The sequence below is a fragment of the Shewanella sp. SM101 genome (genome assembly GCF_025654465.1).
Lineage (GTDB): Bacteria > Pseudomonadota > Gammaproteobacteria > Enterobacterales > Shewanellaceae > Shewanella > Shewanella oncorhynchi.
Window position 1 is genome coordinate 16,568 of record NZ_JAKKRH010000018.1, and the last position, 15,194, is coordinate 31,761.

19 protein-coding genes and 1 tRNA gene are annotated in these 15,194 nt (G+C 47.6%); 12 read left to right on the plus strand and 8 right to left on the minus strand.

Annotation, left to right across the window (positions count from 1 at the left end; genetic code table 11):
• The 11 genes from L5M38_RS11560 to L5M38_RS11610 all read left to right on the plus strand — a co-directional run bounded on the left by L5M38_RS11560 (position 1) and on the right by L5M38_RS11610 (position 4,784).
• On the plus strand, positions 1-348 hold the full coding sequence (locus tag L5M38_RS11560; protein ID WP_263179173.1) for a hypothetical protein: 348 nt from the start codon (positions 1-3) through the stop codon (positions 346-348).
• 36 nt (positions 349-384) lie between these two features.
• Positions 385-573, plus strand: coding sequence for a DUF1317 domain-containing protein (locus L5M38_RS11565; protein WP_263179175.1), 189 nt, complete (start codon positions 385-387; stop codon positions 571-573).
• Positions 560-889 (plus strand): hypothetical protein, encoded by a 330-nt coding sequence (locus tag L5M38_RS11570; RefSeq protein WP_263179177.1) that lies wholly within the window; start codon positions 560-562, stop codon positions 887-889. The genes L5M38_RS11565 and L5M38_RS11570 overlap by 14 nt, the downstream gene beginning before the upstream one ends.
• Positions 886-1,536, plus strand: a complete 651-nt coding sequence (locus tag L5M38_RS11575) for a hypothetical protein (protein ID WP_263179179.1) — start codon at positions 886-888, stop codon at positions 1,534-1,536. Before L5M38_RS11570 ends, L5M38_RS11575 begins: the two co-directional genes overlap by 4 nt.
• On the plus strand, positions 1,533-1,826 hold the full coding sequence (locus L5M38_RS11580) for a hypothetical protein (RefSeq protein ID WP_263179180.1): 294 nt from the start codon (positions 1,533-1,535) through the stop codon (positions 1,824-1,826). Before L5M38_RS11575 ends, L5M38_RS11580 begins: the two co-directional genes overlap by 4 nt.
• Complete coding sequence (locus L5M38_RS11585; protein WP_263179183.1) at positions 1,827-2,105, plus strand: hypothetical protein; 279 nt, start codon at positions 1,827-1,829, stop codon at positions 2,103-2,105.
• Positions 2,102-2,332, plus strand: coding sequence for a hypothetical protein (locus L5M38_RS11590; protein WP_011847800.1), 231 nt, complete (start codon positions 2,102-2,104; stop codon positions 2,330-2,332). The genes L5M38_RS11585 and L5M38_RS11590 overlap by 4 nt, the downstream gene beginning before the upstream one ends.
• Complete coding sequence (locus tag L5M38_RS11595; RefSeq protein ID WP_263179187.1) at positions 2,329-2,937, plus strand: hypothetical protein; 609 nt, start codon at positions 2,329-2,331, stop codon at positions 2,935-2,937. Before L5M38_RS11590 ends, L5M38_RS11595 begins: the two co-directional genes overlap by 4 nt.
• Positions 2,934-3,254, plus strand: a complete 321-nt coding sequence (locus L5M38_RS11600; protein WP_263179188.1) for a hypothetical protein — start codon at positions 2,934-2,936, stop codon at positions 3,252-3,254. Before L5M38_RS11595 ends, L5M38_RS11600 begins: the two co-directional genes overlap by 4 nt.
• Before the next feature lie 112 nt (positions 3,255-3,366).
• Positions 3,367-3,594, plus strand: coding sequence for a hypothetical protein (locus tag L5M38_RS11605; protein WP_006082046.1), 228 nt, complete (start codon positions 3,367-3,369; stop codon positions 3,592-3,594).
• Between the two features lie 5 nt (positions 3,595-3,599).
• The gene (locus L5M38_RS11610) at positions 3,600-4,784 is read left to right on the plus strand and encodes a recombinase (protein ID WP_263179191.1); all 1,185 of its coding nucleotides are present in this window, start codon (positions 3,600-3,602) and stop codon (positions 4,782-4,784) included.
• A 160-nt stretch (positions 4,785-4,944) separates the two neighbouring features.
• Here the strand turns inward: L5M38_RS11610 and L5M38_RS11615 are convergent.
• Positions 4,945-5,021: transfer RNA gene (locus tag L5M38_RS11615), tRNA-Pro, on the minus strand.
• A 311-nt stretch (positions 5,022-5,332) separates the two neighbouring features.
• Positions 5,333-6,862, minus strand: coding sequence for an alpha/beta hydrolase (locus tag L5M38_RS11620; RefSeq protein WP_263179193.1), 1,530 nt, complete (start codon positions 6,860-6,862; stop codon positions 5,333-5,335).
• Positions 6,863-7,114: 252 nt separating this feature from the next.
• Here L5M38_RS11620 and L5M38_RS11625 point away from each other — a divergent pair, with 252 nt between their 5' ends.
• Entirely contained in the window at positions 7,115-7,615 is a 501-nt protein-coding gene (locus L5M38_RS11625; protein WP_263179195.1) for a DUF6942 family protein, read from the plus strand.
• Between the two features lie 117 nt (positions 7,616-7,732).
• On the opposite strand, the gene nadE is transcribed toward L5M38_RS11625, so the two are convergent.
• From nadE to htpG, 6 genes are all read right to left on the minus strand, one after another.
• Positions 7,733-8,563, minus strand: a complete 831-nt coding sequence (gene nadE / locus L5M38_RS11630) for an ammonia-dependent NAD(+) synthetase (protein ID WP_263171948.1) — start codon at positions 8,561-8,563, stop codon at positions 7,733-7,735.
• A 201-nt stretch (positions 8,564-8,764) separates the two neighbouring features.
• The gene (locus L5M38_RS11635) at positions 8,765-10,069 is read right to left on the minus strand and encodes an inosine/guanosine kinase (RefSeq protein WP_028759658.1); all 1,305 of its coding nucleotides are present in this window, start codon (positions 10,067-10,069) and stop codon (positions 8,765-8,767) included.
• 163 nt (positions 10,070-10,232) lie between these two features.
• Positions 10,233-11,237 (minus strand): ferrochelatase, encoded by a 1,005-nt coding sequence (gene hemH / locus L5M38_RS11640; RefSeq protein WP_263179196.1) that lies wholly within the window; start codon positions 11,235-11,237, stop codon positions 10,233-10,235.
• A gap of 112 nt (positions 11,238-11,349) precedes the next feature.
• Positions 11,350-11,994, minus strand: a complete 645-nt coding sequence (gene adk / locus L5M38_RS11645) for an adenylate kinase (protein ID WP_028759655.1) — start codon at positions 11,992-11,994, stop codon at positions 11,350-11,352.
• Between the two features lie 140 nt (positions 11,995-12,134).
• Positions 12,135-12,998: a tetratricopeptide repeat protein gene (locus tag L5M38_RS11650; RefSeq protein WP_263179199.1), complete on the minus strand. Its 864-nt coding sequence runs from the start codon at positions 12,996-12,998 to the stop codon at positions 12,135-12,137.
• 184 nt (positions 12,999-13,182) lie between these two features.
• Positions 13,183-15,096, minus strand: a complete 1,914-nt coding sequence (gene htpG, locus L5M38_RS11655; RefSeq protein WP_263179200.1) for a molecular chaperone HtpG — start codon at positions 15,094-15,096, stop codon at positions 13,183-13,185.
• Between the last annotated feature and the right edge of the window lie 98 nt (positions 15,097-15,194).

Consider the following 15,194-nt stretch of genomic DNA (forward strand, 5'->3'; position numbering starts at 1 on the left):
ATGTTTTTTGTTTACGGCGTGTCCATGACCTTAGCGAAAAAACAAGCGGCCAAGAAGTGCAGCACCTCAGTAGGCGCGCACCCTAACCGCCGTCAACTGAGCCCTGTGGAGTACCAAGCCAAGTTGGATGATATGGCGCAGCACTTGTTTGAAACCATGAAGCCACAACGCCTGTCGCATTCGTTATCGACGCCCGCGCTGTGCCAGCAATATATCGTGTTAGCCATGACCCAAGAAGCCCACCGCGATGTGCATATTCGCTATCACAAGCTTTCGGACAAGGTGAACCCCAAAACCAAGAAACCCATCATCAATCTGGTGGTGTTTAACGGCGAAGCCGCAGCTTAGCTCGGCTGAGTGCAGTGACGAGAGAAGGAAAGCAGCATGATAACTGATGACAAACCGCTACACAGCGATATCAAAATCGGCGTTGGCCATATCGTCGCGTTTAAGGAAGGTTGGATGTTGCCCGGTGGCAAGTTTACCACCGACCGCACTGTCGCCATTCGTGCCGCCAAAGGTCTGCACCGTTTCTTGGTTAGAAGATTAGGAAATCAACATGAGCCAATTTGACTACATCAAACAGCATTACGCTGTTCCAGCCGAAATAGGCCGCTTAGTTAAAGTGAATGGCCGCGCTGGCGTGATCATCAAAGATTGCGGTCATCACCTTGGCGTTAACTTTGATGATGACAAGCCAGGCGTTATTCGTCATTGCCACCCAACTTGGGAGGTTGAATACGGTGGCATTGGCTGTATCCGAAAAACAACTAAGTCACAGCAGCGCTATAAGCGTTATTTAGAGTACGGTGACGGCTTTAAAAACTTTATCGAGTTTTGCTACTGGGACGTAAGCCCTGAGCACGAATGGAACAGAGGTGAAGCATGAAACAACGCCCTATTATCTTCAACACCGAAATGGTGCGCGTCATTCTTGATGGCCGTAAAACACAGACGCGGAGAATGTTTAAAGCTCAGCCGCATGATGATTGGGCGCCATTTTCTAAAAATGCCGAATGGTATACGCCGACAGTGATTGATAAGCAGGGATTCTATCAACCTGCAAAAGATAATGCTTTTGGGGTTAGCGATGAAGATTGCGCGTTTGTTTCACCGTTCGGCACGCTTGGTGATCAGCTGTGGGTACGTGAGGCAATGACCAAAGCACACTGGCCTGATTTGCATTATGTCAGTGGCGGATTAACGGCAGGTACGGGTGATGAAGACTTTGATTATCGTGGCGCTGAGTATCGCGGGTTTATTCCCTCTATCCACATGCCACGCTGGGCGGCGCGCATTCTGCTGGAAGTCACCGCCGTTCGGGTTGAGCGATTAAATGAGATCTCAGAAGACGATGCCATAAAAGAGGGCTTTGATCATTCATGCTCTGCCGCGGCGAAATCGACGGGCTGGTATGAGAAGCCGCGGGCGGCATTCCTGCGCACTTGGGAGCAAATCTATCACAACGTTGATGCTAACCCGTGGTTATGGGTGGTCGAGTTCAGGGTGATCAGTACCACAGGCGGTGCAGCATGAACCACTTACTCCCAGGCTTTGAATCACAAGAGCGCGTTGCGTTATTGCTGTCACTCACCCGCATTAGTTCGCCCGAGGTGATTGCCGCGTTAACGCTGCATTACACCAGCGCCCTACCCGCCGAACGCGCGGCGGCTCGCCACGGTATTGAGCTTTCAAACTTTCTGCGCGGGCAAAAGAAGTTAGAGCAAATCGCCGCCACGGTCGAGGCCATTAAGGCCATCGACTGGGCCAAACTGCAATTAACTCATTTGCAATCAAGCCCTTTGCAACCGAAGCAGGTGGCCTAAATGACTCAATCAGCGGCGTTTCGCCATCTGCTAAATCATTACCGCAGCCATAAGTTGAGCCTGTTACTCAAGGCCACAACGGGCGACAGCATCAAAATCGCGCTGGCACTCGGCGCACTAGATTGCCTCTACTGGCAAGCATTGGGCAACGGCTTAACCAACCTCGCCAAGGGCATTAGCCGCACCATAGTGTATTCGTACCAATACCACCCAATGCGCCTGCCCTGCCATTCGCCTGTAAGCCAAGCAAGCGACAACCAAAACAAGGAGGCGGCATGAATACGTTCAGCACTAAAGCGGGCGTGGTGACGTTATCTAAGCCCTACTTCACCTTGATGTGCGATCAGCAACAAATCGAAGTGAAGTACACCCCAAACAATTACCACGGTTGGGGCATTTGTAAGTCTTTTAACGCCATCGAGTGCAGCGACTTCGGCCAAGCCGACGCCGAAGTATTCGCACTCAACGCAGAATCAAAACTCAGGATAAAAGGAGAAGCAGCATGAGCACACCCAAGATTAAAGCGTTTCAAGTACAAGAACATTGCGAGGGCGCCGCATGCATTGTGTTTCATCAACATGCAGCTGCCGCTCGTCGCATCGGTGCAGGCGAACTCAATCTGACCTTTGAAGATGATATGTCAGTGACTCGCTGCCCTGAATATGACCAATACGCTGAGCAAGGTAACGTGCCTTATCAAGTGTTACTGACGGATGGTTGGTGCTTTACCTGTTACCACTGCGGCAACCCAATTAAAGCCGAAGACGATGAAGGCAATGCGACGGACACTGAAGCGGTGATCTGCATCGGCGAGGCGTTTTATTGCAACGCGGCGTGCCATTCACAAAAGCAAGCTGACATCACGGAACACAATGCTAATGCCGACGCCTTTAAGCAACAGCTGTTATCACTGCGCCCTGATCTGACCTTCACGGCGTTTAACGGTGCATATCCACAACTGTATTGCACTGCGACATTTACTTTTGAAGGTGCTCAATATGGCGGCTCAGTGGCCTATGACAAGGCTGGCGAGCTTGATTGGCGAGTATCAAACACTGATTTGCCCGCATGGCAAACATATCAAGCCCTGCGCCAAGGAGAAGCAGCATGAAGTCGATACAAGCAGCAACAGTAGAACGTGAAGAAGGTTATTGGACCCATCCAGATTTGCCCGAGTGGGACGAAGGCGTAACCCGTGTGGAGTGTGAAGCATGGGCGGCACGCCAAGGCGGCGAGTTTGTGGCGATTTGGTTTGAACTCGATGCCCCTGAAAACCTCATCGAGCGCTACTTTGACGAGGGCGACAACGACATCAGCGATTGGCAACCCGTTTGCGACAAGGCCGGCTCATTCTTGCTGAGCATTCACGACACCGAAGATGGCCCCGTCGCACTGTTCTTCGCTCCGAAAGATAAGGAAGCAGAATGAAGCAATCTGCAGGAAGCAGCAATTTTCAACCAGCGCCCAAAGTTCGATTTATCGTCAACTGAAAGCCGAGAACAAGCCGTTATCGCTCGATTTGAAATACTAGGAGTCTAAAATGTCCTATAGAAAACCTTCCAAACTAATGAGGGCCAGTGAGTGGTCTGAACGTGAGTTTGCAGCCAATTCCGCGCCTCAAAATCGTACCATTAAAGGTTGGATTTTACGTGGAGTGATTCGCGGGCTCATTGTAGATAACAAGGTCTATGTTTACGAAGACCAGCACTTTGGTGTCGCGCCCGCCGTTAGCAGCGCGGTGTCTGATTTAATTGCAGCCTCAAGGTAATTAACATGGTACGCCCAAAAAAGTCGCATAATAAAAATCTGCCTCAGCATCTAATGTTTGATAGCTCCAAGGGCACTTACCGCTTTACGCTGGTAAATGGTGTTCGCAAAACATTAGGTAAAGATAAAGTGCAGGCGATTCAAATTGCGGTTGAGTACAACCGCATTATGCGACCTACCGTTGGGTTAACGGTGGATCAATTGATTGAAGCCTCATGCGCCTCACCTCAAGCTGATGGACTGTCCTTTGCCAGCCATGTGGACCGCCTTTTAGAGTTGATATTTAAAGAGGAAGCACCAAGTAAGCAACTGGGCAGCACTATGCGCAACGATGCCGAACGGGTTAAAACCTATTTTGCTGAGGTTAGCAGCCAAGATATTAGCCTTGAGCACATCAACGGCTATCTAAACCAATACCATCCTGATGCCAGCCCCAATGTGCATAACCGCAAACTTGGATTTTTGGAGAAACTGATTAACTACGCAATCGACCAGTCCATCATGTTAGATAATCCGGCCTCTCGAAAGATGAAAAAGCGCAAAACTAAAGGTAAAGAACGCCAACGCCTAAGCTTTGAAGTGTATCAACGAATCCATGCTGCTGCGCCACTGTGGTTACAAACGGCGATGGACCTTGCTTTGCAATCAACCCAAGCACGCCTTGAAGTATCGCGGATAAAATACAGCATTAAAAAACCTAAGGAAGGCCAATGTGGTTGCCTATGGTTTGATGAACCTGTCGATGGCATTTACGGCACATTATTTATTCATCGCCAAAAAGTGGAAGAGCAAGAAGCCAGCCATGTGGCAATCCCTATCGGTGAGGTATTAAAGGCCGTTATTGATAAAAGTCGTGATGGAGTGCTTTGTCCTTATGTGGTTCATCGCCGACCAGACAAACACAATAAGCAAAGTGAAGCGACTGATCACCGCTATCAGCTCGATCCTAATTATCTCAGCAGAGCGTTTTCAGCATTAAGGGATGAGTTAGCGCTGTTCAATCATTTAGAAATGAGCCAGCGCCCAACCTTCCACGAGATCCGTGCGCTTTCCGCCAGATTGTTTTCTGATATGGGTGTTGATCCTCAAGGCCGAATGGCTCACACCGATGCTAAGTCCACCAAAATCTATGTGCGGGATCATCTGCAATGGACCGAAGTACCTCACGCTGAGATTAAATTCAGCCATTAATAAAACTAAGGCAACCAGCGCACTTGAACACTGTAATTCTGAAACCCGTTTCACCCCCATTTCACCATTGTTTCACCACCTCTAAGCAGTAAAAATCCAAATTACAGACACAAAAAAGCCCGCAACTGATTAAGATTGCAGGCTTTTTTGTTTATGAATTTGGTCGGTATGAGAGGATTCGAACCTCCGACCCCTGACACCCCATGACAGTGCGCTACCGGGCTGCGCTACATACCGAATTTTTAAGTATATTGCATACCTGTTCTGACTTAGCTAAATACAGTTTAGCGATAATCTTTACGGCTTTTGCTCAATTACTTATCACTTAAGATACTGTTTATGGGGTTTATCTTAAGCGAGCCAGAACTGTAGCAATTGCCTCGCAACTGCGCAAGGGCTTCATTACATCTCTTTGATCAACTGCTTAGTTTATGTTCTGAATGACACAATTTTCGTCGATAATGATTGCTCGATACTGATTACGTCCATACTCAAACAGGATTTAGCTGCAGAACAGACATAATGACACCCGTTTACTAAATCATCATTCAATGCGAGTGCATATGCGCGAGTCGGTACTCATCCATGCGCTCGAGTAGATACGGGAAAAATGGATTCCATTTCTGTCGTAACATTTCAGACGCTGACACGCTATACAAGCCGCGCTCTCCGCGCGAAGCTGAGGCTCCGATTTGGATCCTATGTAAATCAGGCTGGATCACTGCGCCATAAAGCCCATCATCTATGCCAAAAGGTAGCGCAACATGGGATAAGGAATACACGCCTGCAGGCCAATATAAATCTAATATCCGCACGTTTTCACTGACCTGAGTGAGCACTTTACCCTGTGTGCCTATATCCTGTGTATCTAAATTCTGCTCATCTAAACCCAGTTCATCTAAACCAAAGTATCGTGCCTGAACCTGCGTGGTTTCATTACTGATATTTTCCACCACAGTGCCGCGATAATGTAACTCAGGGTTATTAATGTTCGCCAACAAGCCCGCAAGCGGATCATTGGACACCATCTTGGCATTTACATCGAGTCGGTTCATATCAAACAGCACTAGCTCATGGCCTTTTTCTGGCAACGTTTGATACAGATTATTCACCACCGCCGCGGTTGAAACGGTTGCATCCACTACCGACTGAAAGGTGAGTATCGACGGAACTTGCGCCCGTTGCTGCGGCGTTAATCCTGCCAATAAACCTTGGTTACGCAGGGCTAATTGATAAACTACATCGCCCGCATTAACCGCAAAAGAGGTGTATTTAAAGGGATCGTACTCTACTTGAATACTGTTCCATTGCAGTTTATCCAGCTCCAACAATCGTCCTATCCAACTCTGCCAGCGTGCAGCCGCCGCAGATGGCGCTAGCCCTATCGCGGGAGAGATAAAAATCATTCCATCATAATCAGGGGCTTTATCATGGCTTATACGTTCTAACTCATGGTTCAGCGCGACGGCGGCACCCGTCGAAAAAGCCACCACAAATAATGGTTTATCTTTCAGAGTTTGCCGCATATGCGCTGTGGCTAAATTCACCGCTGCGGCCAGATCTTGCCAATAAAGCTCAGTCAATCCACTTGGAATCGTGCCATGTCCTGGCAGTCTTAAACCGAGCACATGGGCTTTACCTTTAAAGTGCACTGCCACATTGGATAGAGCATAGGGCGAATCCGACATACCGTGGAGCAGTAATACTCCAAATTCGGCATTAGCCACAGACCATTCATAACTGCGATTCCAGTTTTGTGGCCAATGGGCAGGATCAGACAAGCTATTTTTAACATAGCGATTCACTGGAGATAATTCAGAGGTAGGAATCTTCTGTACAACTTTGCGCTCAACTTCGCCGAATAAGCGGTCTTCTAGCGCTAAGTACTCATTAAAATTAGCGAGTTTAGTATTATAATGGAACTCATTTTCTAGCTCGACCGTATGCCAAAGTGACAGCTCAGGGCGCGCATTAAGAAAATAGATCCCTGTCGCGAGTAACGCCACCACTATGCCAGTACTCGCATACACTGCAGCTAAAAATAGGTGTTTTGTCGAACCTATGATGATGGCCTTCATCGCTGTTCCTACATGGAGATAAAATATGCAACTAGATTATACGGGTAGATAAAAACATCCTTCAAACGTTTTACCGCGATAAAAACCACTAGTGTAAGCAGTACAATTTAATCACTCCAATTTAATCACTCCAATTTAATCACTTCAATTTAGTCACCCAATTTACTCATCTCGCAATTTTATTAGCCGCATAGGCCTTAATCGGGTTAGGATCGAAAATAGTCTTATTCCAACGAAACTTATACGCTCTCGATGATAATCGGTAATCCACACGCTAGGTTCGCTTACTATCTTCCTACAGCGCCGCTGGTACCTGACAGCTGGCATTACACTCAGCCAGATGCTGTCGCGACTCTTATAGCTCTCAATGGCAATCATTGGCGTAAGATCTTCACTATTATGGCAAAAGTCAGCGCGGTTGGAGAAGATTGGCGCAGCTATCGTGACCAAGTGTTACTTAAGCAAAATGAACTGCTCTGCATAGGCGGCACTGAATTGATGGCAAACGCTAAGATTCATCTCATTGCGGGGCAAGTGGCCGCAAATGCTTTAGGGCTCACCATGTCCGTAAACGATTCCGATGCGCAGCATTTAACTGCCCAAAATAAATCCATAACCGCACTTAAGCTGCCATCTTCGCTAGGACAGCATTTTTTACTCACGCCCTATTTGGATTATCGCCAATACCCAAACCAACTGTTCGCCCTGACACGCCAACACTTAGCAACGCCAGAGCCCCAACACAGTGAATAATTCCATTATGATTGTGGTAACGGCTGTCACCACAGCATTAGTCACCAAATAACAAAGGCATAAAAAAGCACTCGTGAACAAAGTTCAAACGAGTGCATATTCAAGGACGATTCAGGGTTAGTCGTAAATGGTTGGAATAGGCTGACGTTTATGCTGTGTCGCCTTATAAATACCAATCAACTTGTCCTCAACCGCCTTGCCAACGTCTTTACCCTCAAGGAAATCATCGATTTGCGCATAGGTTAAGCCAAGCGCAACTTCATCTTCGAGTAAGGGTTTATTGTCTTCTAAATCCGCGGTCGGCGCTTTATAGACTAACGATTCTGGCGCGCCAAGATACGCGGCGAGTTGGCGAACTTGGCGTTTGTTAAGACCAAATAATGGCGCTAAATCGCAGGCACCATCACCCCACTTGGTATAAAAACCTGTGATATTTTCGGCACTGTGATCTGTCCCCACCACAAGCCCGCCCACGAGTCCGGCGAGTTCGTATTGCGCTATCATCCGCATACGGGCTTTAACGTTACCCTTCACAAAATCAACCTTCGCCACATCGGGCAAAGGCAATCCGGCTTCGGCTAACGCGGCAACTGTAGCGCTGTGCACACCATCAACGCCTTGATGCACATTCACTGTCACCAACTTAGAGGGCTGAATAAACTGACAGGCTAATTGCGCCTCATGCTCATCTTTTTGGATCTGATAGGGTAATCGCACAGCGATAAACTGGTAACCGCCTTGGCTATTTTCTTGGTTTAAACTGTCCACCGCTAACTGACACAAACGCCCAGCAGTAGAAGAATCCACCCCACCGCTGATCCCTAATACCAATGCCTTGCTGCGCGCTTCTTTTAGTTTGGTTTTAATAAACGCGACACGACGTTGCACTTCGAACTCAGGCTCTATGGCCGTGAGTACCTTCATTTCTCTTAAGATTTGCGCTTTCACCGAAAATTCCACCTTAAATTATCGCTGTATTTGGACTACCTGAACCCGACTAACGTTAACATTTATTCGCAACTGCCTGTAGTTAAAATTAGCGCTTGGCTGATTGATTGCTGATAAACGTCATAAAAATAAGGGCAACAACGGTTTGCCGTTATTGCCCTAGCGTAAATCAGTTAGCTTAATACCAATACAGCTATCGACTTATCTTTCCCAGTAGGATTCTTCTAAGCTATCTTCGCGCTCAGGTAAACCACGGGATAAACGCGGGCTATGCTGAGCTAAGACTTCATAGGCGACGCGGTTAGCGTACTTACACACTTGAGAAAACGAGGAATAACATAGGCCATCACGCTTATGTTTACTTGAGCCTGGCACGTTAGTCTTGTGGAAAGTATTGGCCGCCAGATCGTGCAATAACGCCGATAATGCGCCATCGCCAGCGCCATTAGTGTTACCGATTTTTTCTGGGCCGCCCATGTAAGGTGAAATGTGGGCAAACACTTTGATTGGTGTTTCACAGTCACTTTTAAGCTTTGGACGGGAAAATTCATAACGGTTAAATTCAGGGATAGCACCCGGCAACAGCGTGTGAGTCGTTTCGCGTTTTTCTGAGTCCTCGGTATAACCCGCAGTATAAAGCCCGATTGGACCCGCTGTGGTTAATACCATGTCGCACCATTCTAAAGCTTTTTCACTGGCAAGCAGAGGATCCCGTGAACCCGTTAAGGCTTCACCTTCGTCTTCATTCATCGCCAAAATGGTGACATGTTCTTTGATGAAGTTTTGCCACCATTGTGGATCTTCTTCAATCAAGAAACGCGTGCCTAAGGTTAATACCACGGGAACTTCGGCGGCTTTTGCATATTCGATAGCGCACATGGCCGCATCGGTAATACGGTCGCCATCACTGGCGCGCATCAAATACGCGGTCAACACTAAGGCTGAACTGCCCTGCACCACGTCTTTATCGATAAATTCAGGTGTGAGTTTATCCATAGCGCCTTTGCTGATAGCAAATGTTCGCTCGCCGCACTCAGAAATCAGGGTAAAACAGCGACCGATAGGACCATCTACAGGTTGTAGAAAGTTAAGGTCGACTTTAGAAGAGGTATTACATAAATAGCGGTAGGCGTAACTGCCCACTTCAATATTCTGACTCATAACCCCAAACAGCACTGAACGGTCATCGGCCAGAATAGAATAGTTGTGCACTGTGTTACCAATAGTGCCACCAGCAAATTCATCGCTAATCAAACCATGAATTTTTAACTCAGTGTAGAGTCTGTGGGCCTGTTCATCATTGATCAAGGTAGAATTGCCTTTGGGCAAGCCATAACGGCTCAGCAATTCGTCTTCCACTTTCGCTTCGATATCCACTAAGGTTTGATCAATACCGCTGATATAAGTCGCAAACGGCTGAGGCTGTTGAGTCAGCTGTTCAAGCAGCGGATCTCGGGTTTTAACCGGAAAATAATGTTTAGATTTACGCTGACCGGGAAACTTCATAGTGGCTCTCTTTTCCTGGCATCCATGCTAATTGGCGTCTGCCGAGGCGGTCAAGCCAAGCAGCATCCTAAAAATATTGAGTCTAGGCTAGCGAGACAAAAAACCCACCCCTTAGCCGGAAGGGCGCAGATTCTATCACAAAATCAGTTCGAAGCCAGTGCTCCTATACCCAAGATACCGCTTGTTCTTGGATTAATTGCCGTAATAATTCAATGTGTAACTCATCGTCGTTCAAACAAGGGATAAACCGATAGTCGCTGCCACCCGCATGCAAAAAGGTTTCCTTAGCGCCAATGGAGATTTCTTCTAAGGTTTCGAGGCAATCGGTCGCAAACGCAGGGCAAATCACATCGACACTTTTGATCCCTTGCGCAGGTAACTCGGTCAATAGTTTATCGGCGTAGGGCGTGAGCCATTCTTCGCGGCCAAAGCGCGATTGGAAACACACTTGCCATTGCGACTCGCTCAGCTCAAGTTTTTGCGCCAACAGTTTAGCCGTGACAAAACACTGCTCGCGGTAAGGATCTCCCTCTTTCACATAACGCAGTGGAATACCATGAAATGACAAGAGCAACTTGTCGGCCTGCCCATGGGTTTTCCAGTGGCGCGTCACACTGTGTGCCAGCGCAGCAATATAAGCGCTATGGTCAAAATAGTCTTTATTAAAGCGAACCTGCGGCATGTCACGCACGGTTTTAAGATAACGGGCAACGGCATCGAACACACTTGCCACCGTCGAGCAGGAATATTGGGGATACAAAGGCAGCACAATAATACGCTCTGCTCCTTGATCTTTCAGGCGTTCAAATCCCGCATCGATGGAGGGATTGCCGTAACTCATACCCAGTTCAACCGGAATGGTCTGGTTAAAGGTTGCACTTAAGTCCACCGCCAACTTTTGTGCTTGGCGTGCACTTATCACTATCAAGGGCGAGCCTTCCTGCGTCCACACGCTTTGGTAGAGTTTGGCGACTTTCGCCGGACGGGTGTTGAGGATAATGCCGTTCAGCAGCGGTTGCCAAATCCACGGCGATAAATCAACGACACGGGGATCACTTAAAAACTGCCTTAAAAAGCGTTTAACGGCCTTAGGACTAGGTTGTTCAGGCGTGCCGAGGTTAACCAATAACACACCAAAAGCAGGGGAAGGATTCAACGTTAGGCTCATGGTTAATGAAGTTCACTTGGAGGCTAACATTGCGATACCCATAAAAAAAGCCTGCATCGGCAGGCTTTTTCTTAATATGAGAACTTGTTCTCGTAAATTAACCTTTATTCGGTTATTTCAACACTCTAGCTAACTGCTCACTCACGGCCGCAACCGATTGAGTACCGTCAAACTTGTTGTATTGAGTTTGGCCAGCGGCAGCCACTTTACCGTAGTATTCAACCAGCGGCTTAGTTTGCTCGTGGTAAATCGCAAGACGTTTACGCACGGTGCTTTCTTCGTCATCTGGACGAATAGCTAAATCTTCGCCAGTCACGTCGTCTTTACCTTCCACTTTAGGTGGATTGAAAACCACATGGTAAACACGGCCAGAACCTGGGTGAACACGGCGACCGCTCATGCGCTTAACGATTTCTTCGTCTGGCACGTCGATTTCAATCACGTGATCAATGCTAATACCGTTTGCTGCCATCGCATCCGCCTGTGGGATGGTACGTGGGAAACCGTCTAACAAGAAACCTTTAACACAGTCTTCCTGTGCGATACGCTCTTTAACCAGACCGATGATCAGATCATCAGAAACCAGTTGACCAGCATCCATCACTTTCTTCGCTTCCAAACCCAGTGGAGTACCGGCTTTTACCGCGGCACGTAACATATCACCAGTGGAAATTTGTGGGATACCATACTGTTCCATAATGAACTGGGCCTGGGTACCTTTACCGGCACCTGGGGCGCCCAATAGGATAATGCGCATCTCAAGAGTCCTCTTTTCGCATTGATATTCTTCTTAGGGCGGCGATCTTCGCACATCTGGCCGCCATTGAGAAGGGTTTTAGCTTCGACTTTAGCCTCAGAAACCGCAAATAAACTGCGGTTACTAAGCGATTTTTTTCATTAATAGAGCAAAGTATAGAGCTTACGGCGGTATTGATTGGCTATGGGATTACCTTGGCCAAGTGCCGTTAATACTTCCATAAACACTTGTTTTACTGTGCCATTTTCAGCACCTAAATCTTTACTGAGCACACCGAATAACAGTTCTAATGCTTCATCATCGCGGTGGGCGGCATGCAATGCCTTACTCAGCTCGAGTAATAACACTAAATCTGTTGGATTTTGCTCAAACTTTTGCTGCAAATCGCGAATTTCAGGGGTATCCGCTGCATCTAGGGCAAGTGCGAGCTTAGCTTTTAAACTCTGGTAGTAACCATCTTGGTCAGCAAGCCCTACCTTCTCAAGCATGGCTTGTGCTAACACTAATTCGCCCTGCATCAGATACACATCGGCAAGCACTAGACTCACCTCACCCGCTTGATTTGACCCTGTATGTGCTTCTTTAAGCAACACAGCCGCAGTAGCAAGATCCTCTGCGCTAACTTGACTCAGGGCGAGTAATGCTTTTGCCTGTGCAAACTGTAACTGCCACATAGGCGGTAAATATTTATCCAGCATAGCCGTGACTTGCGCCGCATCTTGCAGGCCAGCAAAACCATCTACAGGCTGACCTTTATCCAATACTAACGTGGTCGGTAGACTTTGAATGTGAAAGTAATTGGCAATTTCTAATTCGGCTTCACAGTCAACTTTTGCGAGCACGAATCGACCCGCATTTTGCATGGCGACTTGCTCTAAGGTGCGCAGCATGGCCACACTCTGTTCCTGCGGCTGTGCCCAAAAGGCTAACACCACGATCTGTTGCATCGAGGCATCAACCACTTGTTGAATGTTGTCTTTAGTCAGACTGAGGATATTATCCATAGTATTCCCTTAACATTTAAGGCCTCTATCATGGGAGGCCTTATTCTTTTAAAACTAAGCGTTAGAACCAAGTCTTAAAATCGAGTCTTACCGCTAACGGATTGAGTGACAGGCTAGGCGCAAACCACTCTTCCTGCACTAGAAACAATATCGGGGCCGTTCAAAGAAGGGCCCCGATAGTCATTTACTTCATGTTAGCCAGTAACATTTGGTTCATCAGCTTGATAAAGGCCGATGGGTCCGCAAGGCTACCTTTTTCAGATAATTGCGCCTGTTGCAGCAGCAGATTTGACCAATCCGCGAAGGCGGCTTCATCTTGAAGATCATTTAAGCGCGATACTAATGGGTGCGCTGGGTTGATCTCAAATGTCGGCTTCACTTCTGGCACAGGTTGACCCGCAGCTTGCATCAGCTTGATCATCTGAGTCGACATTTCGCCTTCACCCGCCACCACACAGGCTGGGGTATCGGTTAAGCGAGACGTGACTTTCACATCTGCAACGGTTGAGCCTAATGCCGCTTTAATGCGTTCAACCAAGGCTACTGATTCTTGCTCAAGCTTTTCTTGCGCTTCTTTTTCAGCTGCATCTTCCAGCTCGCCAAGTTCTAAGTCACCACGGGTCACTGAGTGCAGTTGTTTCTCTTTGTACTCAGTTAAGTGGTTGATTAGCCACTCGTCGATACGCTCTGACATCAGTAAGACTTCAATGCCTTTCTTACGTAGCAACTCTAAATGTGGGCTGTTAGCGGCGGCTTCATGGCTGTCGGCAACAATGTAATAAATCTTAGTTTGGCCTTCTTTCATGCGGCTGATGTAGTCATCAAGTGACACAGTCGGCGCAGCACTGCCCGTGTGGGTCGAGGCAAAACGTAATAAGCCCGCGATACGCTCACGGTTGGCGAAATCTTCCGCAGGCCCTTCTTTCAGCACTTGACCAAATTCAGCCCAGAACTGTTGATATTTTTCCGCATCGTCTTTCGCCAGTTTTTCCAGCATGCCAAGCACACGTTTGGTGATACCAGTACGCATCGCTTTGGTCACGTGGTTATCCTGCAGAATTTCGCGGGATACGTTCAGCGGCAGATCGTTTGAGTCAATTAAGCCCTGCACGAAGCGCAGATAAGATGGCATAAATTGCTCAGCGTCATCCATGATGAACACACGTTGCACAAACAGTTTTAGGCCGTGTTTACGGTCGCGATTCCACATATCCCAAGGCGCTTTTGCAGGAATATACAATAGGTTAGTGTATTCTTGCTTACCTTCTACCCGATTATGACTCCACAGTAGTGCATCGGTATAATCGTGGGAAATGTGTTTGTAAAACTCTTGATACTCTTCGTCACTGATGTCAGCTTTATTGCGCATCCACAAAGCCGTGGCTTTGTTCATGAGTTTCCATTGACCTTCGGTCGCAGGAATTTTTTCGCCATCAGGACCATCACGCTCTGGCGAGCCTTCTTGCCACATTTCGACTGGCACAGAGATATGATCTGAGTATTTAGTGATGATCGAACGCAGGCGCCAATCATCGGCAAATTCTTTTTCTTCGTCACGCAGGTGCAGCGTAATTTCAGTACCACGGCTCGCCTTGGTGATGGTATCAACGGTGAAGTTACCCTCGCCTTCTGATTCCCACAATACGGCTTCATCGGCCTTATGACCGGCAGCGCGAGTGCGAACAGTGACTTTCTTCGCCACGATAAAAGCCGAATAGAAACCAACACCAAACTGACCGATTAGCTGTGAATCCTTTGAGGATTCGCCCGATAGATTCTTAAAGAAATCAGCGGTGCCTGATTTTGCGATTGTGCCTAAATGCTCAATCACGCCGTCGCGAGTCATACCCACGCCGTTATCTTCGATGGTCACAGTGCCTTTTTCTTTATCGGCACTGATACGGACTCGCAGTTCACCGTCGCCTTCATAGAGTGCGTCATTGGTCAACGCCAGATAACGCAGCTTGTCCGCCGCATCCGCAGCGTTGGAGACCAGTTCACGCAAGAAAATTTCTTTGTTGGAATACAAAGAATGGATCATCAAATGCAACAGCTGTTTGACTTCTGTTTGAAAACCATGAGTTTCTTGTTGTGACATGAAATTTTCCTTTATTTGTTACGCAATTTGGTAAAAGTAACGCTTAGTGTTTACTAAATGGGGCTCCAAATTTGCTTTTCAAGGGCAAGGGCTAAAAC

What these genes read in the sequence shown, in the direction of transcription:
- L5M38_RS11570 (WP_263179177.1), top strand. Translation starts at nt 560, where the DNA reads ATGAGCCAATTTGACTACATCAAACAGCATTACGCTGTTCCAGCCGAA.
- L5M38_RS11565 (WP_263179175.1), top strand. Translation starts at nt 385, where the DNA reads ATGATAACTGATGACAAACCGCTACACAGCGATATCAAAATCGGCGTT.
- L5M38_RS11620 (WP_263179193.1), bottom strand. Translation starts at nt 6,862, where the DNA reads ATGAAGGCCATCATCATAGGTTCGACAAAACACCTATTTTTAGCTGCA.
- L5M38_RS11590 (WP_011847800.1), top strand. Translation starts at nt 2,102, where the DNA reads ATGAATACGTTCAGCACTAAAGCGGGCGTGGTGACGTTATCTAAGCCC.
- L5M38_RS11580 (WP_263179180.1), top strand. Translation starts at nt 1,533, where the DNA reads ATGAACCACTTACTCCCAGGCTTTGAATCACAAGAGCGCGTTGCGTTA.
- htpG (WP_263179200.1), bottom strand. Translation starts at nt 15,096, where the DNA reads ATGTCACAACAAGAAACTCATGGTTTTCAAACAGAAGTCAAACAGCTG.
- L5M38_RS11625 (WP_263179195.1), top strand. Translation starts at nt 7,115, where the DNA reads ATGATAATCGGTAATCCACACGCTAGGTTCGCTTACTATCTTCCTACA.
- L5M38_RS11600 (WP_263179188.1), top strand. Translation starts at nt 2,934, where the DNA reads ATGAAGTCGATACAAGCAGCAACAGTAGAACGTGAAGAAGGTTATTGG.
- L5M38_RS11595 (WP_263179187.1), top strand. Translation starts at nt 2,329, where the DNA reads ATGAGCACACCCAAGATTAAAGCGTTTCAAGTACAAGAACATTGCGAG.
- L5M38_RS11575 (WP_263179179.1), top strand. Translation starts at nt 886, where the DNA reads ATGAAACAACGCCCTATTATCTTCAACACCGAAATGGTGCGCGTCATT.
- L5M38_RS11610 (WP_263179191.1), top strand. Translation starts at nt 3,600, where the DNA reads ATGGTACGCCCAAAAAAGTCGCATAATAAAAATCTGCCTCAGCATCTA.
- L5M38_RS11585 (WP_263179183.1), top strand. Translation starts at nt 1,827, where the DNA reads ATGACTCAATCAGCGGCGTTTCGCCATCTGCTAAATCATTACCGCAGC.
- L5M38_RS11605 (WP_006082046.1), top strand. Translation starts at nt 3,367, where the DNA reads ATGTCCTATAGAAAACCTTCCAAACTAATGAGGGCCAGTGAGTGGTCT.
- hemH (WP_263179196.1), bottom strand. Translation starts at nt 11,237, where the DNA reads ATGAGCCTAACGTTGAATCCTTCCCCTGCTTTTGGTGTGTTATTGGTT.
- adk (WP_028759655.1), bottom strand. Translation starts at nt 11,994, where the DNA reads ATGCGCATTATCCTATTGGGCGCCCCAGGTGCCGGTAAAGGTACCCAG.
- L5M38_RS11560 (WP_263179173.1), top strand. Translation starts at nt 1, where the DNA reads ATGTTTTTTGTTTACGGCGTGTCCATGACCTTAGCGAAAAAACAAGCG.
- L5M38_RS11635 (WP_028759658.1), bottom strand. Translation starts at nt 10,069, where the DNA reads ATGAAGTTTCCCGGTCAGCGTAAATCTAAACATTATTTTCCGGTTAAA.
- L5M38_RS11650 (WP_263179199.1), bottom strand. Translation starts at nt 12,998, where the DNA reads ATGGATAATATCCTCAGTCTGACTAAAGACAACATTCAACAAGTGGTT.